Here is a 21,365-nt window from a genome sequence, read left to right as displayed (position 1 = left end):
TTTTTGATATCTATTTTTGAATATTATCTTCGTTGTGGATGCTTGTATCTTACTTATTATTCCCATATCAATTTTAAACTCTGATTCCTTTTATTATTGTTTATGATTTTGGAGTCACTGATTGAATCCGAATAGTTGTTGGTCGGAAATGGCATGTTGAAATTTCATTATAATTTATGTGTGAATTTGAGTTTGAAATTGATGGTGTTATTTTGGTGAGTATCGTATCCGATTGTGTGGAATTAAAGAGATAAGTTCAAGTTCAAAAGCTCTTGAACGTTATATCAAGTTTTCTCTTATTGTTTATGTATAAATAAGATGTCTATAGTCTGGACATGTATTTGTTCCAACTAAGCATCTAAAGTTTGAAATTGTTATAAATGTTTAAGAAAATTTTACTTAGAATTGAAACCAGAGGAGAAGATAAATATATATGATTAAGTTTAACCCCGGACAACTTTTAGCCATAAACCACCATACCCAACCCGCAGCCGTTATTGCTGGTGCAGGATCAGGAAAATCAACTGTGTTAATTGAGCGAATTAGAAATTTGATTGAAACTCATTTTGTATCAGAACAAGATATCTTAGCAATTAGCTTTACGAGCAATACTGCTGATGAGCTGAAGAAGAAATTAAAAAAGATGGGATATGTCGATGTTAACATTGGAACATTCCATGCTGTATGTGGAAGATTATTGGCAAAGGAGAATATATTCGTTACGTTCGATAAGATGATTAAGGAATGGCAAATTGAAAAGTTATTCGTTGGTAGTGGGAATGAGAAAATTGACACTAAGGATATCATTGGATTTATTAGTTACCAGAAGAATTATCTCCGAACATATACGGACGAGTTTATGGTCAAGGAAAGTAATTATAGTGAGATTGAACTAAGACGGTATTTTAAGTTGTATGAGGAGTTTAAGAATAAGAATGGACTGCATGATTTCGATGATTACATGATTATGTGCTTAGATATGTTGAAGAAGAATCCAAATAAATATACATATGAGTTTGTTTTAGTGGATGAACACCAGGATTCAAACTTGGTGCAGAATTTATTGCTGAAGGAATTGTGTAAGTCTAATAATATGTTCTGCGTGTTTGATTACCGTCAAGCGCTATACACGTTCCGTGGGTCGAATCCCGAGTATTGTATGAATTTTGCAGATGAATGGAAAGACTCAACTGTTATTAATTTAGACATCAACTACAGATCAGCTAGGAATATTGTCGACAAAGCAAATGGATTTATTAAACGCTACTATGGAGATTATGAACATTATTCTGATGCTATTGCTCATAATCAAAAAGATGGAAGTATTAAAATATATACTTCAGCAAACAGAGAACAAGAAGGAATTAGAGTTGCTAATCAAATTGAAAAGTTAATTGCTGAACAGGGAAATCCAAAAGAAATTGCTGTATTGTATAGACTTAATGCACATTCTGTATTTGTGGAAAATGAATTAAAGAAAAAAGATATTGAATATGATATCACCAATGATGGAAGTTTCTTTAAACGCAAAGAGATTGCAGGAATACTGGCATATATGAAATTGATCATTAATCCACATGATGATGGAGCATTCTTAGAAATGTTCAAATTAAGAAATCAACCATTAGCCTATTTTCCAGAGAAATTGTTAACTGAGATGAAGAAATTTTCTGGAGTAAATGATATGTCAATGTATGAGACATTGATTAATATGAAATATTCTGATTATAGACAAGCAAAGAGCGCTGAACAATTTGAAGGATATATTAACCGTTTGAGATTACAGAAAGATAAAAACATTAGTGCCGAACATTTGGTTGAGAATATAATTAAAGTGTTTCAAATGGAAGAATACATAGTAGATAAATATAAAAATAAAGAAGATAGAGAAGAGCGATTAGAGTCATTAGAAGTGTTAAAGACATTCGTGAAATCAAATAGTCCAGAGAAGTTCATTGCTTATGTGAGTAACACGAAGAGAAAGAATAAAGAAAACTGTGTAAAGTTAATGAGTATTCATGCGAGTAAAGGATTGGAGTTTGATAATATATTTGTGGTTGGAGTAGAGGATAAAAAGTTTCCACACGAGAAAAGTGATCTGATTGATGAAGCAAGATTGTTTTATGTGGGAGTGACAAGAGCTAGAGAGAATTTAGTTGTGAGTGAGATTGGAGAAAGGAATAGATTTGTTGAAGAATATATAAAGTAAAGATAGGTATTTTAATTATATTAAAAATGTATTACAGGGAGGAAGAAGTTGAGGTGAGACGCTTAACAAAATTGAGAGTGGATGATTTGATTTTGGAGAATGGACAATTAGTATTTGAACAAGATGGAAGATTAGTAACCGATAGTTTAGTTTTGACACAAGAATTTGAAAAGGAACATAAGAATGTTGTGCGAGATATTCAAGTGCAAATTGAGAAATTAATTGAAGCAGGTGAAGAGGGTTTTGCTCGGCTCAACTTTGAGCACACCCTCTATAAACATGAACAGAATGGGCAAATGTATACTAAGGTTAACATGACGGAAGAAGGATTTGTTATTGTTGCAATGTCCTATATTACACCAAAAGCAATGAAAGCAAAGGTTAAGTTTATCAACGAGTTTAAAAGAATGAAAACTCAATTAAATAATCCGGCACAACAATATTTAGCTTTATCTGAAGAAGACAGAGCGATTGCCTATTTCTCGGAGTTAAAAGAGAAGAAACAGTTGCAATTACAAGTTGAAGAAAATAAACCGCTTGTAACGTTTGCCGAAACTGTATTGAAAAGTAAAGATAATATATTGGTCAGAGAATTGAGCAAGATTATTCAGGATGAAGGAATTAATATTGGTGAGAAGAAATTATATAATAAACTGCGTGAATGGAAACTGATCCTAAAGAATAGTGTTAATAATGAACCAAGTCAATATGCGATGAATCAAAAATTGTTTGTAGTAGAAGAAAGGACTATTGATACTTCATATGGAGAGAAGATCACTAAGACTACAAAGGTAACTCCTAAAGGCCAAGTATACATAATTGAGAAGCTGAAAAGCGAATTAAATAATTAGATAGAGTTAGTAACACATAAGAGTCAGAATTAAAATTACATATTATATATGGGGTAGTGTCTAGTTAAATGGATGCTGCCTTTTTATCTGTTAAAGTACCCCCTCCCCTATGGGGATAATAGAGGAATAAAATTGTAATCGTGATGTGAAATTAGTGTAATCGTAGAGAGGGAATTAGAGAGTGTGAATTGGGATAAAACGTATATGGAACAAGGGTTTGAGGTGATTGGGGATGAGAGATGAAATGAGATGGATTTAGTGGGAAGTAGTGTAATCGTAAAAGTGCAGGAAACATAAAGGTTATTTGAAGAAAATGGAGAAAAAAGAGGTGAAATAGGATAGAAATGAGGGAAAATTAGATGAAAATATGCAGGAGATACAAGGGGTTTGCGATTACAATTACGATTACAATTGTGAGAGATTTATAAGAAAATGGAAAATTTCTGGATATTGGAGAAAATCAGAGGAGGGAATAAATTTCTGGAGATGAAAATGAAAAAATAACCTGAGTGTGGGAGTGGAACAGATGCAGGGATATTTACCATAATTACCAGTATTTAGAATGTAAACTACCCCCGGTATACCCTTCTAAATGGTATAGAATATATGTTCCATGCCATTTAGCAATAACATAACACTTGACAAACAACTACTATTATGCTGCATGATCCATCATATATTTATTTAAAATTTTGCACATTCTCACACATTTTTTAATTTTAAATTTCCATAGCCTCATCCATTGGGTGGGACTTATATCGTCCCGAATCGAATGATAACGCGAATTTGCAAAATTAAGGCTTCATCTATTTGTTATTATTGTTAGTATAATATTATCTTTGTTAGTATGTATTGTTATTATTGTTATTAATACAATACGTTCATCACAGAGCACTATTATTTGTTATCTATTATGTTAGTATTATTGTTAATTGTTATCATAACTAAATAGTCAAATGTTAGTTATCTAAGATCACTCTATATCATTCGTCTGCTCTCTGTCCGCTCTGTACTATCAATGTTATCATCTGTTATACAATACAGTCTGACATTATAGGTCATATGTATTATCACTTACCATTCTACGCCTTACTCAATCCATTCCAATTCCTCATCTCATCTAATAAAGTAAATATATATAATATACACAATATATACACATCTATTCTCTCATTCTCACTCTATTCCCATAGAATATATGGTATAATTATCTTGTAAGGGAGGAGGTGATTCCCTTGGATGATTACCAGAAATGGTTAGGCACTCTTGCAACTTTGACTCTGATTAGATTGTTTGTTAAAGACATCATAGATATTATTACTCACATTCACAACAAACCTAAGAAGAAGATAAGCAAAAAGAAAGCGTCTAAAACCTCTCGTAAAGGTTCTACACGCAAGCGCTAGGCATCCAATAAGCCTCATGACTATGAATGGAACGGACACAACACCGTTCCCTCTTTTCCCTTACAGTTTACACAATCCATCGACTATAGTCAACACTATCCAATAAAAAGGGAGGCATCTAATTATGTCCAATACCAAACGAGAAGGTACATTACGCTTATCATTATTTATCATCTTTACGGTTTTAGCCATTTCTTTTCAGTCTCCAATATGGCTAACTATCATTCTCTCATTGACAGCTCTTTATTCCCTTGTTACAGGTGTATACAGACTCACACGAAAGTAATACACCTGTTTGTACCTTATCACTCACATAATGCCTTACAACTCACTATAGCAACTCTTATACGACACAAGCATCAAGCAGCACAATGTACCCAACACTATAATATTTATAAGATAAACATATATACAAATACTAATATCCATGATATACTTATCTCAAGTTAATAAACAGATCAAACTCACCAAACGGAGGTTTCACAAATGTCACAAGCACAATTAGCAGTATTGAAATCCAAATGGGATCGCAAACAATCCTTAAAGGATAAATATATCATCGGTGTTCTAATCTTAAGATAGTTCCACCTATTCAAATCACTAATAAAGGAGACTACTAAAATGTCAATCCGATATATCCGTCTCATCCGTAAATCTGGCCTTGTAATCTTCCGCATATCAGGAACGAATCAGGATATCACCGAATTAACCACATGTTGCACAATTGACCGTATTGTCCATGATGGCGATAATGTTGATATCCATACGGTTGCTTGATTAGTTGGAAATATATAATTATATAATAAACATATAAATTACTGTTGTAATGAATAACCGTATCGCTTATAATTGATTTAAGAAGTTAAATACATATTCCAGGAGGAATTATCATGGAAGGTTTGAATGTTATTCACAATGGAGAATTTGGGGTTTTTGGCATATCTCAGACTTTGTATTCTGCAAATGATGGGTCTCCAGTTATCACCTCTTATGATTTAATTGCTCCAACTGTCCGTGTTTTCTTTTATGAAGGAAGCAAACAAGAATACACTCTTATTGCTCAAAATGTTTGTGGTAAAACAAATTACTTGGAATCCTGAAGCTGATTGGTTCAATGAATATGCATCAGTTAAGGCAGCATTTGAAGGACAGATGGAAGAATACATTAAATTTTGGGAAATGGGTGTTCAATTTACTGATGAATTCAAATATCTGGTGTCCTGAATTATGTTTTCATGAAAGAGTAGTTTATCGGCTTATTGATGCATAAGTATTCATGATAAAATATATAAACCCGTATTTCTGATGAATAATATACATAGTGATGAATAAAATGTAATGAGAAGATTAGTAGAGAAAAAAACTCCTTCTCATTTAATTTATAAAGTAAACATATATATTTATATTGACTAAATGTGTTAACAGGCGTATTATTATGAATAAGAAGTAGCGAAATAACAACTACATATTGATGGAGGTTTTACAAATGGATTACTACTCAAAACGCGAAGCGAAAGTCATGATCATGTCTGCACTGGTTGAAAAAGGCTGGAAGATCTATGGTTATAAGGCCGATGAATCAGATTCTATGACTGATTATTTCAGCCCTTCGGATTGGGATGGAATCGCTACTAAAAACGGATATACTCTCTTGGTGGATATTTGCAAGTATCATCTTTCTTATTCCGGTAAAGAAGTACGTGAGTATAATTACAACAACAAAAGATCCGTTTCTAACGAAAGAATTGTAAAGTTAACTGCAATGATGAACGATGCAGCAAGCACTGATAACGAAAAAGAATCATGTGCTGTATTAATTCAAAAAGAACAAGATAAATTAGGAGTTGAACCAGAATATACAGTAATTGATACTTTTCCAACTTTTAGTTTTGCTAATCCAAAAGGCACAAGCTGGCATATTGAAAAAGATGGCCAAATCATTGCGAAAGGAAACGGGGCATTTGCAGTTAATGATTATGATTGGGAAAATAAAGAAAAGACAGAAAAACAACAAAAAGCTGAAAAATTGGCTGCATTGATTAACCGTATTGAAAAAGCTTTGACTGATGCCGATGCCCTGAAGCCTGAAATTATCAAAGTCCCAGTTACTACTGTTCAAATTGTAGAAAAAGAAGTATCAGAAATCACAGAATCAGATATCAAAGAAGGATTTACTTTTGTAATGAAGGTTGGTTATACCTACGGAAAAAGAAAAGGGAATAAATATACTTGTATGGAGAATGGTTTGTTTTCTAAATTGGGTAAAAATAATAAACCATCTAAAAGCTATGATAAAATGTGGAGTACTTCATTTTCAAAGTTGAACGAAATGCTAAGTAAAGGTCACATTGCCGTAATTGAATTTGTTGAAGTTACTGAATATATAGAAAAAACTGTATTCAGGAAAACAGCACGCAAACAAACCGTTTCTAATGCTCCAGCAATTGAAACACCTGAAGTTGTAACTGTAAATGAAGAAACAGTAACAGGCGAAACCGTAGAGGCTTCAAATGAAGTAACTATGGCTATCAATGAGGAGAAAAACGGAATTGAATTAACCTTTGCAAAGAAACCTTCTCTGGTATTTATTGAGTCATTAAAAGAAAATGGTTTTCGTTGGTCTTCTTATAGTGGTAAGTGGTGGGCCAAACAGACAGCAGAACGCCTTGCATTTGCTCAGTCACTTGTAACACCTTCTCACGGTGTTATTGATGAAGAAGATACAAATACTAATACTATGGTCGAAGAAGTCACAGAGGCAAGCACAGGCGGCCAGAACGATAATGTAATCTATTATGAATTTAGTCAAACTGAGGGAGTAACAGAAGAACAAAAACAGGAAGGTGATACAATGGAAAATAATAATACGGTTAATGAACATACTGATTTTAATTCATTTGATGATATCTTTACTAAATTTGATAACATTGAAATCTCAGCAGATCAAAAAATATCTGACGAGGATCTGGAATTCTGTAAAGATCAAGAAGCAATCTATAAACAAACAATAGCAGCATATGATAATCTTACCGAGCAGCTACAAGCGATTAAACTGCAAATTATTGCACATGGAGAAAAATATTCAGAAGAAGTGGGAACAAATAGCACAAAATATCCTAGAAGAACAAGTTTTGACGCTGGATTTAGTTCATATGATTTAGATGGAAATATCACTAAAATTAAAGATAGATTCATTTCAATTATCTGTCACTATTTTATGAATAAATATAATATTACAATTAGTAATGTTGAGAAAATTGAAAGAAAATATGATATAAAAGTCACTTATGAAAACATTATCGATGAAATAACAATACAATTAGATGGGTATAATTTTGTAGAGAAGGCCGAAAAAGAAATAAAAACAAAGGTTATAGATATTTTCAAATATAACGACAAAAAAATAATTATCCGTAACAATAAACTAATTTTAGATGGCTACTTTGTTCGCCATGATTCAATTTGGAAAGAATATAGACTTACAAATAACAAAGAGTTCATTTTTAATGCTCTATCTCATTTTGATAATGGGTCTGTGAAAATGAATAAAGAACTATTAGCCAAATATTGTGGTTATGACAATGAGAAAAAAGTTTCAAATTTTGAAAAGTATGAGACGCAATCACTTAATAAAGTTACATCAATTAAATTCTTAAAAAACGGAAAAATGGAAATTGAATTTACTTCAAATCAAGTTGCAGCTAAATTTGCAAATGAGTATTGCGGATATAATCAAAAGTCAGCATAAAGTAAATATATAAATACATATTGGAATCAGTTATTTGTTACACTGGTTCCTTTTTATTGGAGGGCAAGGGAATGTATGAAATTTCAGATAAAGTAGTACCACAAAACAAGCGCAAAGAAATAAACGAAAAGATTCAGTTTATGATACAGAATGATAGTTGTTCAAAATATGGAATATCTAAGCAAAATATATACGACTTGCATTCAGGTTCGGGCGGTTTGCATGGTTTAGAATTTAAAGACTTTGATTCCTTTTACTCATTCACTGAAGCCAAGAAGTTAAGAGAAGTCGGAGAATTCTTTACGCCTCACCAATTATCTAAATTTCTCGTTAACTGCTTAAAGATTGATCAACATCAATTAGTTGCAGATTTAACGGCAGGAAGCGGTAACTTTATTAACTGGTTACCTAATCAGCAAAATGTATATGCTAATGAATTGAATATAAATAACTATAGAATTATGAAATATCTATACCCTGAAATTAACGCAACATGTAGTGATATCCGAGAATATAACCCAGGAATAACCTTCGATTGTATTATAGGTAATCCGCCCTATAACCTTAAATTACACATCAATAGGACTGAATATCTAAGCCAGTTATATTATTGCATGAAGGCCCATGAACTTCTGAAGCCATGCGGGATACTGGCATTAATTGTTCCAGTTTCTTTTCTAGCAGATGATTTTTCAGATAGTGGGATGATAAGGCAAATGAATGATATGTATGACTTCATTTATCAAGTCGAGTTACCTTCTGATTCTTTTAAGTCTACAGGAGTTGATAAATTCCGCACAAAAATTATGTTCTTTTCTAAAAAGAGTGAACATGTAACAAGTGATAAACCATACAACAATAGTATCTCAATGTTAGGTAGTATTTCGGATGCAAACAGAGAATCAATTTACAACAAATACATAGCTCCAGTAATAGAAAATAAAGAAAGACTAAAACATAAATTATTCTTTGAACAGATGCAGATTAACCAAAAAGATAATAAGAATGATATAGAATTTCAATCAAAAGTTACAAAATACCTATTCGATATTAAGCGAACAAAAAGTATTAATAAGAATTACACAAAGTGTGTTGAGTATGTAAATAAATTTCATAATCAAAAGAAACCCGAAGGAATTAAATTCGAAGAATGGGAAAAAGTACGGCTAACACCAAACAAAGTATTGTCATATCTGAAACGAGTGTTAAAGAATCAACATAAAGTGGAACAAGACTGTATTAAATTAGTTAAAACCAATAGCGGCCTAAAGCTAAAGGGATATTCACACAAAAATAAAATCTACTTGTCGAGGTTTACAGGGACAAAAGAAGTTAGTTTTAACAATATGATTTTAAAGGGTGAATACCCGTTTGAGGATCAAAAATATAGAAAATTATTGAATAAGAAAATTAAAGCATATAAGCAACAAAGTAAGCCATTCAAAGATATGGAGCAAGTTGATTATATTTCTGAATGGTTGAATAAATATAGGCTTAATGACTCTCTGAATGACCGCATAATTGAGTTAAACGATATTCAAAAGAAAGACATAGGCAAGATACTTCAGAAGCGTTACGGCCTGTTACAGTGGGACTGTGGAGGTGGTAAGTCTTTGGCAGCTATTGCCTATGCCCAATATCATTTACAACACAAGCATGTTAAAAATATGTTTATTGTTGCTCCTGCAATTGCAATAACTGGCACGTTCGAATCTGTTTTAACTAGTTATGGAATTCCATTCGTTAAGGTTGATTCATTAAAATCCATAGCAAGCATAAAGCCTTCTGATATCGTTTTAGTGACGTTTAATATGCTAGTTAAATACCAAGTACAAATAAAGAAATTGATTCGATTAAATGGGCGAAAAATTGGCCTAGTGTTGGATGAATCTGACAGCATAGCGACAATGACAAGCAAAAGAACTAAAGCAACCTTAAATGTATTTAAGAATGCAAAATATAAACTTTTGACAACTGGAACCAGTGTTCGAAATTCAATAGGAGAGGCATTTCCACAATTCAATTTATTGTTTAATTCATCGGTGAATTTTATAAATCACTGTGAAGATATCTACGTACAGGATAAAAAAACTAAAGAATTAAAAACAGAACGAAATGTACACTATTTAAAACCATACCCACAATATCGCAAGGGGCAAAACCTATTCCAGGAAAGCCATATACCAGAGAAAATAACTGTCTTTGGTGTATCTCAGGCAACACAACATATTTATAACTCTGATATATTAAAAAACCTTATTGACTCAACCATTATTACTAGAACATTTGAAGAGATAACAGGTAGATCTATAGCCAATATTTATCAGGATACATGTACATTTAATAATCATGAGTATGTATTATACAAAAAGATAATTGAAGAATTTTACGAAATGGCTAGAAAAGTAAATAAGACAGTGAATTCAAGGAAAGATAGAATGTTAGAAATTTTACAACAACTTAATATGCTTATTAGAAGTTGCAGCGCTTCGCACTTATTCGATGAATATGAAGGAAAGGGTTATTCGTCTAAGTTTAAAAAAGTTTTCTCTATGATTAAAAAGTGGGATAGTGAACCCGTTGTAATCGGTTGTAGATTCAAGAAGACTGTCTATAGTTACGCTAGATGCATTAAAGAACTATTTCCAGATCGCACATTATTCATTGTTACAGGGGAGGATATGAGTCTTAAGCAGCGCAAAGAAATGATAATTGAAATGAAAAAGGAAATTAACCCTATCATGGTTTGCACTCAGCAATCACTTTCAAGCAGTGTTAGTATAAATTATGTAAACAAAATCATAGTCACGGAATTAGCATGGAATGGCGCCAGTTTACACCAATTTACAGCGAGGTTTATTCGTTTTGACTCGGAGTCAGATAATAAAGAAATACATTATGTAACTTACGATAATAGCATAGAAAATAATTTGCTTAAATTGATTCTCAGCAAAGAAAAATTGAATTTATTCATGAAAGATGATGACATAAGCGATGATGAATTGTTTGATCGTTTTGGGGTTGATTCTGGAATACTTAACATGCTAATGACTAAAGAGAAAGATAACAACGGATATACGAGGTTGAATTGGGGAGAACAAAATATAGTATAGAGATAATTAATTCTCTTTCTTCATTACTTATAAAGTAAACATATATAATTGTATTGTAATTACGATTAACTCATGATATACTTTAGTTATTCCAAATAAGAGGTGAATACATATGACAATCCAGAAATTAGTTAACTCTGTAACTCGTACACTTAGCTCAAACAACATTAAACATGAAGTATCTGGAGATGAACAAACATTTACAATTTCTCCAACCTGCTCGATCTACACTAATAATTGCACAATTGAAATATATAAGGATGAAATTAAAGTGAATGAGAAACTGGTTGATGATCTGGACGAGATGATTGATATTGTTATTAAAGTAGAAGGCTAATCTAAATTAGGGAGGTAATACATATGATCTACGAAGAAGCAAAAGCAAATGGACAAAAACTTCAAAAACAAACAAACGCCTGTTCCGATGTATTGAAAGGATTTAATAAATATGGCAAGAACGCTTTGGGAATGACTCCAGACCATGTAAGAGCTATGCCTGAATGGAAAGAAGCAAAGAAAGCATATGATGAATCATTTGCAAATCTAAGAGGTTTTAACACATGGTTTATGAAGACTTTCAAAAAAGAATATGCAGCAGACAGACGCAGTAAATTTAAGTCTAATCAAGACAACGTGAAATGATAATTTCATCAAGAAAGTAATAGGAGGAATAAATATGGAATTTTATATTGCAACTAAGAAACATGGATTTTTAAAAGTGGATGGAGAAGGGTTTCAATATAACGGAATTGAATGTTTTACTCACCAAAATGAAGATGGAACGTTTAATACATCATTAGTTAAAACTGGTCTTGCTTTTATTCATAACAGTGTAGATAAACATTCTGCAATAAAGAATACAGAAATCCTGATAGATAAAAATATTGATATGATAAAACAACATATTGAATATTCGCTTCTTAACGGGTGTTTGACACCGAATGAAGCCACAAAAACCGAAACAGAACAAAAACAAAAATACTTTCATGTAGATGTTACAAATAGTGGAACAGCAAAAAGGCATGGGATCTGGGCAGGGGACATTGAAGAAGCAAGAGATAAAGCATATTTTAAATGGGCCATGGCAGATGAAAGAAATGTAATCGAAGCATAAATAAATAAAATAAAAACCGGATTTCAGAAAGAAAATATTAAGGAGGGTAAAAATAATGAATAAACATAAGGTTATGAACTTTCTGATTAGCACTGGATATTGGACAGGAATCGAAGCAGCAGAGGCCGATGAGGATAGAGCTTACTTTTCAGCCTATGACGAAGATGGGACTGGAGTTGACCTAATGGTAACAGAAGAGAATGAAGAATATGTTGTTTATCAAGGATATGATAATGAAGGTTGGGTAATGGTTGACTTGCCATAATGGAATGAACTACATTGGAGGATCGGTTAATGTCTGAAAAAATACATATACCTGAACTTAATCGTTATTCTGGTTCCTGGGTTGTAAGTCGCAAAGATGGTTTTGTAATCGGGGAATTTTACGAACGGTCTAATGTTGAACGATTCAATTCTGAAAAATGTTTTGTTGAAACGGTATTTCAGTATTTAACACGTATCAACAAAACAATAAATGAAAAGGGGAAATTATAATGACAATTAAAAATATGTCTCAATTCAAAAAGTGGCTGGAGAAAGGCAAGGAAATTCAGTTCATTGAAAATACAATGAAGCCCGAAATGGCAGGAGGCCAAATAAGAGAAATCAACAAGGTTCAAACCAATGCGATAACAACACTTGTTAACGGAAGAGATTCGTGGCTTGATATTCCTAAAGCCAAAGATACTAAGTTCAACGAAGATGGAACAATAGATATTTATTTAAACGGAAACTACTGGCTGAAGATTAAACCGATTATTTAACCCGATAAAAACCATATTTTATAACGTAAACATATATAAAACTATTTAATATATATTGTGAGTAGTGTAAAATGTATTTATAGGATAATACATAGGAGGCAAATAGAATGGAAAATGGAAACATTTATCTGATCAACTACGGTTCATTTTCTAAAGTGGCGACATTTCTCAGATCGGAAGATGGAAACAATGAATTTTTTGATATGAATGGTAAGTTCATCTTAACAGATTCGTTTTTATCTAAGGGTACGGTAAAAATAGAAACAATTGAAAACTAGGATAAAATGGAGGAATGAAAAATGATGAGTCAAATAGAAATGTACAGACATTTTTTAGATAGCCTAAATTCTCATACTGTAGATATCGTCAGTAATAAAATTAAAGGAAAGAAAAAATATACTACTGGACGATTTTCTAGTTTTGTAATTACTTTTCTTAAAAATGGAAAAGTGTCAATTAATGCAGGTGGATGTACTTTGAGATATGATAATCATGACGATCTGTTTAGTCTAATGGGAGCTTTTGCACGTTTCAAATAACCGTAACGTACAACATAGATAAATTAGATTAAACGAGTGATTTCACTAGAACACGGAGGAATATGAAATGAAAAATAAAAAGATTATTGTGAATTTTGAAAATGTATTATCAGAACTAGAGCAGAAAAAAATCAAACTCTGCTTTTTAGGGAAAAAAGGTCTATTTATCGAAGATGAGCATAAAGAATTTTATCAAATGGAGATATATAGACATTCTTCATGCCTTGATAAACTCATTGAAGAAGGAATTTCAGTTGAGTTTAATAGGGTAGAGAATATTGTAAGTGGAATAAAAGATTGGACAAAAGAAGTTTGGGGTGTTTCAGAAGTTAAAGCTTTTATTACTAGCAATAGTCTGCAAATGATCAACAATTGATAAAATTCTTGTTTTACGGCCCAGCGTATAAAAGTGTAGTACAATTAATTCATACATATAACGGGAGGAATAAAAATGAACATCCAATTTATTCAGGATAAAATGAACCTTATCAACACCGAGGGTAAAAAACTACTACCCAAGCAAATAGGGTATGTCGATTCTCATTATGATATCACCGCTGACGAACTGGAGCTTCTCACATATTGTTGGTCAGAGAATGAATTGATTCTGTTTGCTCATCCTGGTACTTTGGATAGTTTAGAGGGCATCGCGGGATATGATTTTAATAAAGATGAAGAAAGAGTTTATGTTAAAGTGGAAGATGAGGCATTAATGATTGTTCTGAATAAAGATGATATTAAGTTCTTTAAAGACGTTTTTATTGATAGTATCGATGTTGAAGAATATGATAACGAAGGGAATTTTATTGAAGAAGAGTAAGTGAGGTTATCACATTATCAAAAAAAATCTAGTTTGGAGGTGTAGGCTTTGAGCAAGAAAGAATTTGATTTTGAAAATGAGAATTTGAAATTAAAAGAAAAGGCATATTTCTACACCTCTAAAATATGGAATGAGAAATTTACTGGCAAGATTGAATATGCGAATAATTTTCGAGGAACACATGGGGCACTGAATTTTTGGACTAATGAAGATTCAACCATACAAATAAACAAGAAACTTTCAAGCCCCCGACTTGAATTTAATTTAGATGATACATTAATTTATTTGCTTACACAGTGGTATTGTCGCTGTAACAACTTGAATCGAAAAAATGAATTTTTACTTGAATTAGAAAGTCACGGCATTTGTTCAAAAGATAAATTCTCAATACATAATAATGTTGCATATACCGGAAGTATTAATAAAAGAGAATGGGAACCAACGATAAAACTTATAGAACTTAATATTGAGTTTTCAACACAATAAAATGCTTATTTATTTAGAAACCATTTTATGGATTTTGCGTATTAACTATATCTAAAGAGAGGAGACGATAGTATGAAAAATTATGAATACGGGAAATTGTTGAAAAGTATTGATCGTGATGGGTTTTCTTGGATTTTCTCATATGTGTATACCAATCCTGAGAATGAGGAAAATGAAATTCACCAAGAGTTTAATGATACTCATAGCTTTATAGGTGTTTTAAACTCTTTGGGTTCTGATGGGTGGATTCTCGCTTTGGAAGAAGAGCGTCATGCAAACTTGAAAGAGGCGACCTACATATTATATAGGGAAAGAGTTATTGAGGAAGAAGAGAGTCCTTATGAATACGATTATTCCCAAGATGATGATATATAAGTGATCTGATAAAACCCGTCTTTTACAACAATTTAAATACTAAAGAAGTGGCGCTTAGTGAATTAATCACTTTGCGCCTTTTCTTTGTCTTCGATTGATGCGGCGACTTCTAAGGTCTCATTTAGATCAATTGACATTCGATTAACTGTATGTTTCAATTCGTGAAGTTGTTTAATTATATTATTGGCTATATCTTGCTTTTCGTTGAGTAATTTGTTTTCATTTGTTAGTTTGGTTTTATCATGTTCAAATTCCTTTCCTCTCAATATCCAATCACAAGAAACTTTATAGTATTCTGATATAGCAATGATAAAATCTGAATCTGGTTTTAATTCGTCATCTTCAATTCGTAAAATTTCCTCTTCTTCGAAAAATCTAAAAGTAAAAAATCCATCTTTATTTGAGGTTTGAGTTAATTCGCTTGATAAATCTTTCGCCGATATTTTCTTTTCATCACGTAATTTTCTGATTCTTTCTCCTATTGTTTCCTCAAAAAAACTAAAAGGAGGATTATTGACTGGAGGATTAATAATATTTTGTAATGATTCAAGATAAGCATCATAGTTTGCTTCGCTTTCATGGATAGTGATTTCTTTAGGTGTGGTTTCCTTATAAAAAAAATCTTTCTTTTCATCAGTCTCTCTGTAACCCGCACGAATCATCAGAATATTATAAGGATATTCATAAGCCGCCGCTAATTTCGATATTGTCTCGGGTGTTACCTTTATCTCCTTGCCACTAGTCGAATGTTGCCCACGCTCTAACATAGATATATATGCAGCACTCAATCCCGATTTACTTCCAGCCTGTCGTAGAGACCACTTTCTTTTATTTCTCAATTCTTTTATAAGATATCCGAATTGGTTATTTAAACTGAATGTTTGCAATATAAATCGCTCCTAGTTAACGGATGTTAAATGTAGTTGACAGGAAGAAGGACATCCCTTATATTGGTATTATATCAAATGTTAACTCTATTGAACATAGGTAATATTTTGTTAACTTGCGTCCAAAATCAACCCATAATTAGTCTTTATAACATCTCTGATGGACGACAAACCTATTATACTTATTTTATGATTTATAAAAAGGGGAAATGAAGAAATGAACATTGCCGAGGATTATAGTAGAAGAAACGAAATCACGTTGTATTACGCCGCTGTCGCTACGGACAGACTCTCTGACAAAGGTAACGTTATTTACTCCGAATACATATTCCAGACTGAGCAAGAGGCGATAGAGTCAGGTTTAGAGTACAGTATTGCTACTTGGGAAGATATCAACATGTTTGCCGATTGTGGTTACACTTATTCAGGTGTAATTATCTGTACTCCTCAAGGTAGATTTGTGTTTCATGAAATTTATATGAATGAAGAGGAAATTGAATGGAATATTCCATCTAAGTGCGTATATCGTGCTTATGGATCGTCTGAGCGCTTTAGTGAGAACGTGGAGGATCATTTGTTCTGGAACAAGGGATGCGCATTGATTGGGATTATAGAGGAGTCTGGAGGGTTTAGAGCTGAGATCATGAATGTTGGCGGCGAGGTGATAATTATAGATGGGTGATAAAAGTTGTCATGTAGTTTTCTTTTTATATAGTAAACATATATTATAATTGACTTGTTGTTGCGGATAGTGTATTATAGTAAATAATAAGAGGAACACAATACATAGTGTGGAGGCGGTAAGAGTGGAAAATTTAAATTTATTTGAAGTTCTCCAAATACTAGCGAAGAATTATAAAATGAAAGCAGTAAAATCAAATGGCTGTGAAATTGCTTGGAAAGATCAAGTTATAGACAACTCGGCCTATAAAGCACCGAATACGGAATATAAACAGTTGGTATTTGTTAGTCTGACCGGACACGAAAGCACAAATATCCTAACAGACAATATGATAGAGCAACAGAACATCAACGTTTGGAAAATAGTCGAAGATAAATAATGGTTTAGTAGGATTTTAATTTAATGAACCAAGAGAGGGGATGAAAGTAGAATATGAACTTATTTTCTCTTACTACCGTTGGAATACTGGATAATGTAGCAAGAAAAAGGATAGCCGACATCTTTCCATCATTATTAGACAATGTACGATATGTTGTCAAAGATCATTTACCATATTCAATAAATGAAATAGCTGATGGGGCATATGATAATGGTATTGTCTATCTTCATTCCCGATCAATACTTGAAACAGCAATTCATAAAATTGGTCATGCTATTCATTATCAATTATTCAATGGTGAGGCTTTAGGTTTCCATGCCTATGAGATTAGAGAATTTATAAACCATAAAGAACAATTTGCGGAAATATTCACTGAAATGATAATGAAAAAATCCCAAAATAAACAATTAGATATACAAGAAGAACAATGCTTTAAGATGATTCTAGATTATTTATCATCGTAAAATGTCAATTTTATAACAACACCAAACCGAAGCAATTATTCAAATGATCGCTCTTATTTTTACCTATTTGATGAATATACATATTAATTGAAATATCAAGTAGGGAGAGTGCATATGGAAAATCATTCATGTTCCTTTTGCGATAAACCCGTAACTGAAGCAGCTTACAACTATTGTGTCTCTCATGGGCTTCCTGTCGCTTGCTACAAGTGTCAGTATGATAAAGATATAAATATATACTCTATTCATCAGAGAATGCGACATAAAGGAACTGAGGCGGCAACAAATATGATTGATGGTGGCGCAAGTAAAGATGAAGGGGAGGAATAGACATGTCAAATGTAATCAGTGTTGTAAAACGGGACTGGCCTATTATTGCAGTGGTTGTAATTCTTTGGGGATATGTGGTTGTCAAAGGAGTCAATAGTTTATTTTAGATTTATATACTAAACATATGCACACTAATTGTATCTTGTGATAGGATTAACTCAGGATAGAAATGATAAATCAAATATATATCTAGGAGGCATCAGAACAATGACTAAGGCAAGAAAATTGATCGTTGAAGAACAAATTTACAACACGCTTGAACATGATGGAGAAATGCTAAAGCGATGATGAAGGAATATACACTTGATGAATTGATGGAGGCTTACCAGATATTTGAATAAAGACAAACTAAAATATAAGGAGTGATTCGTTATGAGTGCTACAAAGGAATGTCCTGTTCTTAATATTAAAAAAATAGGCATAGAGGATCATGCTGTTAAAAGAGTCATACAAAGATATCATAGAGAAAACAAGCAGGATGCTTTAAATTTTTGTAAATCTTTACTTGGAAATGCTAAATACATAGGCGAGACTACTTGTGATAAGGGGAATAAAGCTCAAATGTTTGTTGCACCTAATAAAATTCAAATCTATCTAAGTATTGATTTTTCAACTATTAGAACAATCATGGATTCAAAAGAGAAATCATTTATTGTTTATGACAAAAACGACGTTGTTTCAGATAGTGATAGTCATATATTTAGTAAAGTAAAAGACATACCTCTACAAGATAAATTGATAAAGCTCTATCAAACAGAATTCAAAAAACATGATCGACTTGAAAAAAGAATGTCTAAGGAGTTTCTAGATTTTAAGTTTATGAAGCAACTAGAGATAGCAGAATTGAACCTTTTGGCACATAAAACAAAATCTAAACAACTGAGAGACGAATCAATTGATAAGGTTAAACATTTAGAGGCAGATATAAGTTCAAACTTTAATGAATTGAAAAGAGTTCAAGATAGCAAGCGTCAAATATCAAAGGCACTGGCCTCATTGTTAACAGTTTAATTATCACGAATGCAGGATTTTATAAGGAGGTACGATATGTTTGAAGTTATCTGCACCAAATGTGGAGCAAAGAGCAAAGTGATTACGGACAGTAAATACAATTACTTGCACACTGAAGGCGATGTTGATCTTGATTGTGGAGATTATGTAATTAGCAGCGTTGAGTGTTTAAAGTGCGACAATAAAATTGTTACAACCAGATGAAACAGTTATTTGACTGAGAGCGGTGAAAGATAAAATAAAAAAGGCCATCATTTGATGACCTGAAGTAATTTAAAAGAAAATAATTATATCTTTGGAAATTTGATTTATCGTCTGATCGGTACTTAAACCAGCCTTATTATACAATATGTTACCATTTTTAACCAAATAACTATTAAGAGATTTATTATAGGACAAAATGCGAAGCGACGCTTCATATTGTGAATATTCTGTTTTTGTCATCTTAGTTTTAGAATTGTTTGTAAGTACTTGGTCTAGATAATAGTTAACATCAGTAGGAGGGTTTTCAGAATATTTATGCAAATAATTCTGATTTAGATCCTCAACAATATCTTGAAACTCTTCACCACTATACTCAAAATTTTGCATTAAATCCATTTCGATCTGTAATGTTGGATCACTCAATCCAACTCTTTGATAAAGATATTTTCCTATCTCCTTTGCACGATCTGAATAGTATTTTCCATAAAGGATGTCTTTGCTGCCAGCCAATGAAAATGCATATGCCTTAAAAAAGTAAAAATCCTCTTCACCAAAGGAATAAATATTGTTCTGATAAAGAATTTGGCTTAAATAAGCGGAAGGTGTTAACTTACCATTAATATCAAATTTTGATAATTCTAAACCTATTTCATTAGAAATTCCTAATGACGAGTAATATTTCATACCACAGTCTAGAGTGTTTAGAATATTTGAATTTCCAGAATTCTCATTATAAATTAAATTAGCATAATTCTTTAAATCATTAAGCTGCTCAATACTAAGACTTTTTTCGTAGACTTCATATGCTAAATAATTTTCAATCACTGCGATTTTCGGATTGTCACTATATTGAAAGTTTGAATAACTTTGAAGTGGCTTTAGAGTTGATAATCCCAAATAGCTGAAATTATCTGTTAAAAAGTCATTTGGATGAGTCCTAAAATGTGGTCGCACAAATGTACCATCTGTTCGATAATATCCCTTTATATAGACCAAATTACTTGATGGAACAGTTTTATAATAAGAATTTCCCTTATAAAGATTAACTGTATAGTTTGAAGTAGATCTTTGTGTGGATTGTTCATAAGAAGGCGTATAGCTGCTGTTGGTGTCACTTCGATAATAGTTATTTGAAGGCGTGTAGCTACTGTTAGTGTCACTTCGATAATAACCATTTACATAAGTTCCATTGCTCCGATAATATCCTTTTACGTATTTAGCTTGTGCATTGTTTGGAGAGATGAGCAACATAGGAAATAGAATAGACAAAAAGATGGTTAAACATATAAATAGCTTGAATTTCTTAAACATAGTCTTCCTCCTAGTTTTTATATGAAAACAGGATAATATTAACATGTGAATAGACAAAAGTATATGAATCTAGACTTAAGAATAAAAGAATGATTTTAAGTGGAGGAATTTATGAACATAAATGAAATAAGCGAGTACAGTGAGTTTTTTAATACATGGACACCACTAGAGGGCTATAAATATATTGGAGTAAAAGATGGAGTATGTTGGGGATTACCAACCATTATAGGTACTAGAATTATGCCGAGAAACATCGTGTGTTATGGAACTGTTGCTGAGATTGTAAGTGACTTTGATCTAACTGAAGAGGAAGTAAGAGAGGCGTTAGCATATGTAGCAGCTAACGAAGTACCCAGACGAAAGTCTGATTTGATTAGAAGGGGAGTCCAACAATGAAAACCTATATAACAATCGGATACTTTAGCAACGGAGCAGATATTGTGTATGCTGGTAAAGATAGAGACAAGGCGATGAAAATCGAACCACATCAAAATTTTGATTCTTTTAATGTTGATGTTTGGGTTGACGGAGAAAAAACAGAAACATATTTTAGAGGTCTAGATGAAGATTTAGGATGGGAACATTTTTCCCTGAAAGATTAATTCCAAGAGGTGAGACACTGATGCTTAAACTACGCATTGAGGGATTTCCAGAGGAAATTGATGAATTTCT

At 32.3% G+C, this 21,365-nt stretch carries 29 protein-coding genes; 27 read left to right on the top strand and 2 right to left on the bottom strand.

The window, feature by feature from the left end; genetic code table 11:
• The first annotated feature begins 433 nt into the window (after window positions 1–433).
• From B9T62_RS19085 to B9T62_RS19015, 19 genes are all read left to right on the top strand, one after another.
• On the top strand, window positions 434–2,209 hold the full coding sequence (locus tag B9T62_RS19085; RefSeq protein WP_087916733.1) for an ATP-dependent helicase: 1,776 nt from the start codon (window positions 434–436) through the stop codon (window positions 2,207–2,209).
• Between the two features lie 53 nt (window positions 2,210–2,262).
• Complete coding sequence (locus B9T62_RS19080) at window positions 2,263–3,060, top strand: Rha family transcriptional regulator (protein WP_245864496.1); 798 nt, start codon at window positions 2,263–2,265, stop codon at window positions 3,058–3,060.
• A gap of 1,235 nt (window positions 3,061–4,295) precedes the next feature.
• A complete protein-coding gene (locus B9T62_RS39295) occupies window positions 4,296–4,466 on the top strand; it encodes a hypothetical protein (RefSeq protein WP_157793920.1) in 171 nt (56 codons plus the stop codon).
• Between the two features lie 621 nt (window positions 4,467–5,087).
• The gene (locus tag B9T62_RS39290; protein WP_157793919.1) at window positions 5,088–5,243 is read left to right on the top strand and encodes a Rho GTPase-activating protein; all 156 of its coding nucleotides are present in this window, start codon (window positions 5,088–5,090) and stop codon (window positions 5,241–5,243) included.
• Between the two features lie 113 nt (window positions 5,244–5,356).
• Window positions 5,357–5,566, top strand: a complete 210-nt coding sequence (locus B9T62_RS39285) for a hypothetical protein (protein ID WP_157793918.1) — start codon at window positions 5,357–5,359, stop codon at window positions 5,564–5,566.
• Window positions 5,567–5,952: 386 nt separating this feature from the next.
• On the top strand, window positions 5,953–8,214 hold the full coding sequence (locus tag B9T62_RS19075; protein ID WP_087916731.1) for a hypothetical protein: 2,262 nt from the start codon (window positions 5,953–5,955) through the stop codon (window positions 8,212–8,214).
• A 71-nt stretch (window positions 8,215–8,285) separates the two neighbouring features.
• The gene (locus tag B9T62_RS19070) at window positions 8,286–11,327 is read left to right on the top strand and encodes an N-6 DNA methylase (protein WP_087916730.1); all 3,042 of its coding nucleotides are present in this window, start codon (window positions 8,286–8,288) and stop codon (window positions 11,325–11,327) included.
• 112 nt (window positions 11,328–11,439) lie between these two features.
• Entirely contained in the window at window positions 11,440–11,664 is a 225-nt protein-coding gene (locus B9T62_RS19065; RefSeq protein ID WP_087916729.1) for a hypothetical protein, read from the top strand.
• A 23-nt stretch (window positions 11,665–11,687) separates the two neighbouring features.
• On the top strand, window positions 11,688–11,969 hold the full coding sequence (locus B9T62_RS19060; RefSeq protein ID WP_087916728.1) for a hypothetical protein: 282 nt from the start codon (window positions 11,688–11,690) through the stop codon (window positions 11,967–11,969).
• A 34-nt stretch (window positions 11,970–12,003) separates the two neighbouring features.
• Entirely contained in the window at window positions 12,004–12,441 is a 438-nt protein-coding gene (locus B9T62_RS19055; protein WP_087916727.1) for a hypothetical protein, read from the top strand.
• Between the two features lie 55 nt (window positions 12,442–12,496).
• Window positions 12,497–12,706, top strand: coding sequence for a hypothetical protein (locus B9T62_RS19050; RefSeq protein ID WP_087916726.1), 210 nt, complete (start codon window positions 12,497–12,499; stop codon window positions 12,704–12,706).
• A 29-nt stretch (window positions 12,707–12,735) separates the two neighbouring features.
• A complete protein-coding gene (locus B9T62_RS19045; RefSeq protein ID WP_087916725.1) occupies window positions 12,736–12,936 on the top strand; it encodes a hypothetical protein in 201 nt (66 codons plus the stop codon).
• Window positions 12,936–13,205 carry a hypothetical protein gene (locus B9T62_RS19040; RefSeq protein WP_087916724.1) on the top strand — a complete coding sequence of 90 codons (270 nt, stop codon included), beginning with the start codon at window positions 12,936–12,938 and terminating at the stop codon, window positions 13,203–13,205. Before B9T62_RS19045 ends, B9T62_RS19040 begins: the two co-directional genes overlap by 1 nt.
• Window positions 13,206–13,312: 107 nt before the next feature.
• Complete coding sequence (locus B9T62_RS39275; protein ID WP_157793916.1) at window positions 13,313–13,483, top strand: hypothetical protein; 171 nt, start codon at window positions 13,313–13,315, stop codon at window positions 13,481–13,483.
• A gap of 21 nt (window positions 13,484–13,504) precedes the next feature.
• Window positions 13,505–13,744 (top strand): hypothetical protein, encoded by a 240-nt coding sequence (locus B9T62_RS19035; protein ID WP_087916723.1) that lies wholly within the window; start codon window positions 13,505–13,507, stop codon window positions 13,742–13,744.
• 67 nt (window positions 13,745–13,811) lie between these two features.
• Window positions 13,812–14,120: a hypothetical protein gene (locus B9T62_RS19030; protein ID WP_087916722.1), complete on the top strand. Its 309-nt coding sequence runs from the start codon at window positions 13,812–13,814 to the stop codon at window positions 14,118–14,120.
• 75 nt (window positions 14,121–14,195) lie between these two features.
• Entirely contained in the window at window positions 14,196–14,564 is a 369-nt protein-coding gene (locus tag B9T62_RS19025) for a hypothetical protein (protein ID WP_087916721.1), read from the top strand.
• Window positions 14,565–14,612: 48 nt separating this feature from the next.
• Window positions 14,613–15,050 (top strand): hypothetical protein, encoded by a 438-nt coding sequence (locus B9T62_RS19020; protein WP_087916720.1) that lies wholly within the window; start codon window positions 14,613–14,615, stop codon window positions 15,048–15,050.
• Window positions 15,051–15,122: 72 nt separating this feature from the next.
• Window positions 15,123–15,425: a hypothetical protein gene (locus B9T62_RS19015; protein WP_087916719.1), complete on the top strand. Its 303-nt coding sequence runs from the start codon at window positions 15,123–15,125 to the stop codon at window positions 15,423–15,425.
• Window positions 15,426–15,487: 62 nt separating this feature from the next.
• On the opposite strand, the gene B9T62_RS19010 is transcribed toward B9T62_RS19015, so the two are convergent.
• Complete coding sequence (locus tag B9T62_RS19010; RefSeq protein ID WP_157793915.1) at window positions 15,488–16,312, bottom strand: helix-turn-helix domain-containing protein; 825 nt, start codon at window positions 16,310–16,312, stop codon at window positions 15,488–15,490.
• Between the two features lie 217 nt (window positions 16,313–16,529).
• Here B9T62_RS19010 and B9T62_RS19005 point away from each other — a divergent pair, with 217 nt between their 5' ends.
• The 6 genes from B9T62_RS19005 to B9T62_RS39270 all read left to right on the top strand — a co-directional run bounded on the left by B9T62_RS19005 (window position 16,530) and on the right by B9T62_RS39270 (window position 19,382).
• A complete protein-coding gene (locus B9T62_RS19005; RefSeq protein WP_087916717.1) occupies window positions 16,530–16,994 on the top strand; it encodes a hypothetical protein in 465 nt (154 codons plus the stop codon).
• 124 nt (window positions 16,995–17,118) lie between these two features.
• Window positions 17,119–17,373 carry a hypothetical protein gene (locus tag B9T62_RS19000; protein ID WP_087916716.1) on the top strand — a complete coding sequence of 85 codons (255 nt, stop codon included), beginning with the start codon at window positions 17,119–17,121 and terminating at the stop codon, window positions 17,371–17,373.
• A gap of 53 nt (window positions 17,374–17,426) precedes the next feature.
• Window positions 17,427–17,837 carry a hypothetical protein gene (locus B9T62_RS18995; RefSeq protein ID WP_087916715.1) on the top strand — a complete coding sequence of 137 codons (411 nt, stop codon included), beginning with the start codon at window positions 17,427–17,429 and terminating at the stop codon, window positions 17,835–17,837.
• 114 nt (window positions 17,838–17,951) lie between these two features.
• The gene (locus B9T62_RS18990) at window positions 17,952–18,167 is read left to right on the top strand and encodes a hypothetical protein (RefSeq protein WP_087916714.1); all 216 of its coding nucleotides are present in this window, start codon (window positions 17,952–17,954) and stop codon (window positions 18,165–18,167) included.
• A 372-nt stretch (window positions 18,168–18,539) separates the two neighbouring features.
• Entirely contained in the window at window positions 18,540–19,178 is a 639-nt protein-coding gene (locus B9T62_RS18985; RefSeq protein ID WP_087916713.1) for a hypothetical protein, read from the top strand.
• A gap of 36 nt (window positions 19,179–19,214) precedes the next feature.
• Window positions 19,215–19,382, top strand: coding sequence for a hypothetical protein (locus B9T62_RS39270; RefSeq protein ID WP_157793914.1), 168 nt, complete (start codon window positions 19,215–19,217; stop codon window positions 19,380–19,382).
• 69 nt (window positions 19,383–19,451) lie between these two features.
• Here B9T62_RS39270 and B9T62_RS18980 read toward each other — a convergent pair whose 3' ends face one another.
• Window positions 19,452–20,693: a hypothetical protein gene (locus B9T62_RS18980; protein ID WP_087916712.1), complete on the bottom strand. Its 1,242-nt coding sequence runs from the start codon at window positions 20,691–20,693 to the stop codon at window positions 19,452–19,454.
• A gap of 111 nt (window positions 20,694–20,804) precedes the next feature.
• On the opposite strand from B9T62_RS18980, the gene B9T62_RS18975 reads away from it, so the two are divergent.
• Window positions 20,805–21,089, top strand: a complete 285-nt coding sequence (locus B9T62_RS18975) for a DUF433 domain-containing protein (protein WP_087916711.1) — start codon at window positions 20,805–20,807, stop codon at window positions 21,087–21,089.
• Window positions 21,086–21,295: a hypothetical protein gene (locus B9T62_RS18970; RefSeq protein ID WP_087916710.1), complete on the top strand. Its 210-nt coding sequence runs from the start codon at window positions 21,086–21,088 to the stop codon at window positions 21,293–21,295. Before B9T62_RS18975 ends, B9T62_RS18970 begins: the two co-directional genes overlap by 4 nt.
• Window positions 21,296–21,365 lie beyond the last annotated feature (70 nt).

The sequence above is a fragment of the Paenibacillus donghaensis genome (assembly GCF_002192415.1).
GTDB lineage: Bacteria > Bacillota > Bacilli > Paenibacillales > Paenibacillaceae > Paenibacillus_AQ > Paenibacillus_AQ donghaensis.
Note: the sequence above shows the minus strand (reverse complement) of the source record. Positions and strands in the feature narration are given on the sequence as shown.

Coding starts and splice junctions, on each gene's coding strand:
- B9T62_RS18990 (WP_087916714.1), top strand. CDS start 17,952: ATGGAAAATCATTCATGTTCCTTTTGCGATAAACCCGTAACTGAAGCA.
- B9T62_RS18970 (WP_087916710.1), top strand. CDS start 21,086: ATGAAAACCTATATAACAATCGGATACTTTAGCAACGGAGCAGATATT.
- B9T62_RS18980 (WP_087916712.1), bottom strand. CDS start 20,693: ATGTTTAAGAAATTCAAGCTATTTATATGTTTAACCATCTTTTTGTCT.
- B9T62_RS39290 (WP_157793919.1), top strand. CDS start 5,088: ATGTCAATCCGATATATCCGTCTCATCCGTAAATCTGGCCTTGTAATC.
- B9T62_RS19005 (WP_087916717.1), top strand. CDS start 16,530: ATGAACATTGCCGAGGATTATAGTAGAAGAAACGAAATCACGTTGTAT.
- B9T62_RS18985 (WP_087916713.1), top strand. CDS start 18,540: ATGAGTGCTACAAAGGAATGTCCTGTTCTTAATATTAAAAAAATAGGC.
- B9T62_RS19055 (WP_087916727.1), top strand. CDS start 12,004: ATGGAATTTTATATTGCAACTAAGAAACATGGATTTTTAAAAGTGGAT.
- B9T62_RS19060 (WP_087916728.1), top strand. CDS start 11,688: ATGATCTACGAAGAAGCAAAAGCAAATGGACAAAAACTTCAAAAACAA.
- B9T62_RS19050 (WP_087916726.1), top strand. CDS start 12,497: ATGAATAAACATAAGGTTATGAACTTTCTGATTAGCACTGGATATTGG.
- B9T62_RS39270 (WP_157793914.1), top strand. CDS start 19,215: ATGTTTGAAGTTATCTGCACCAAATGTGGAGCAAAGAGCAAAGTGATT.
- B9T62_RS18995 (WP_087916715.1), top strand. CDS start 17,427: ATGAACTTATTTTCTCTTACTACCGTTGGAATACTGGATAATGTAGCA.
- B9T62_RS18975 (WP_087916711.1), top strand. CDS start 20,805: ATGAACATAAATGAAATAAGCGAGTACAGTGAGTTTTTTAATACATGG.
- B9T62_RS19035 (WP_087916723.1), top strand. CDS start 13,505: ATGATGAGTCAAATAGAAATGTACAGACATTTTTTAGATAGCCTAAAT.
- B9T62_RS19025 (WP_087916721.1), top strand. CDS start 14,196: ATGAACATCCAATTTATTCAGGATAAAATGAACCTTATCAACACCGAG.
- B9T62_RS19015 (WP_087916719.1), top strand. CDS start 15,123: ATGAAAAATTATGAATACGGGAAATTGTTGAAAAGTATTGATCGTGAT.
- B9T62_RS39275 (WP_157793916.1), top strand. CDS start 13,313: ATGGAAAATGGAAACATTTATCTGATCAACTACGGTTCATTTTCTAAA.
- B9T62_RS39285 (WP_157793918.1), top strand. CDS start 5,357: ATGGAAGGTTTGAATGTTATTCACAATGGAGAATTTGGGGTTTTTGGC.
- B9T62_RS19065 (WP_087916729.1), top strand. CDS start 11,440: ATGACAATCCAGAAATTAGTTAACTCTGTAACTCGTACACTTAGCTCA.
- B9T62_RS19045 (WP_087916725.1), top strand. CDS start 12,736: ATGTCTGAAAAAATACATATACCTGAACTTAATCGTTATTCTGGTTCC.
- B9T62_RS19075 (WP_087916731.1), top strand. CDS start 5,953: ATGGATTACTACTCAAAACGCGAAGCGAAAGTCATGATCATGTCTGCA.
- B9T62_RS19085 (WP_087916733.1), top strand. CDS start 434: ATGATTAAGTTTAACCCCGGACAACTTTTAGCCATAAACCACCATACC.
- B9T62_RS19040 (WP_087916724.1), top strand. CDS start 12,936: ATGACAATTAAAAATATGTCTCAATTCAAAAAGTGGCTGGAGAAAGGC.
- B9T62_RS19070 (WP_087916730.1), top strand. CDS start 8,286: ATGTATGAAATTTCAGATAAAGTAGTACCACAAAACAAGCGCAAAGAA.
- B9T62_RS19030 (WP_087916722.1), top strand. CDS start 13,812: ATGAAAAATAAAAAGATTATTGTGAATTTTGAAAATGTATTATCAGAA.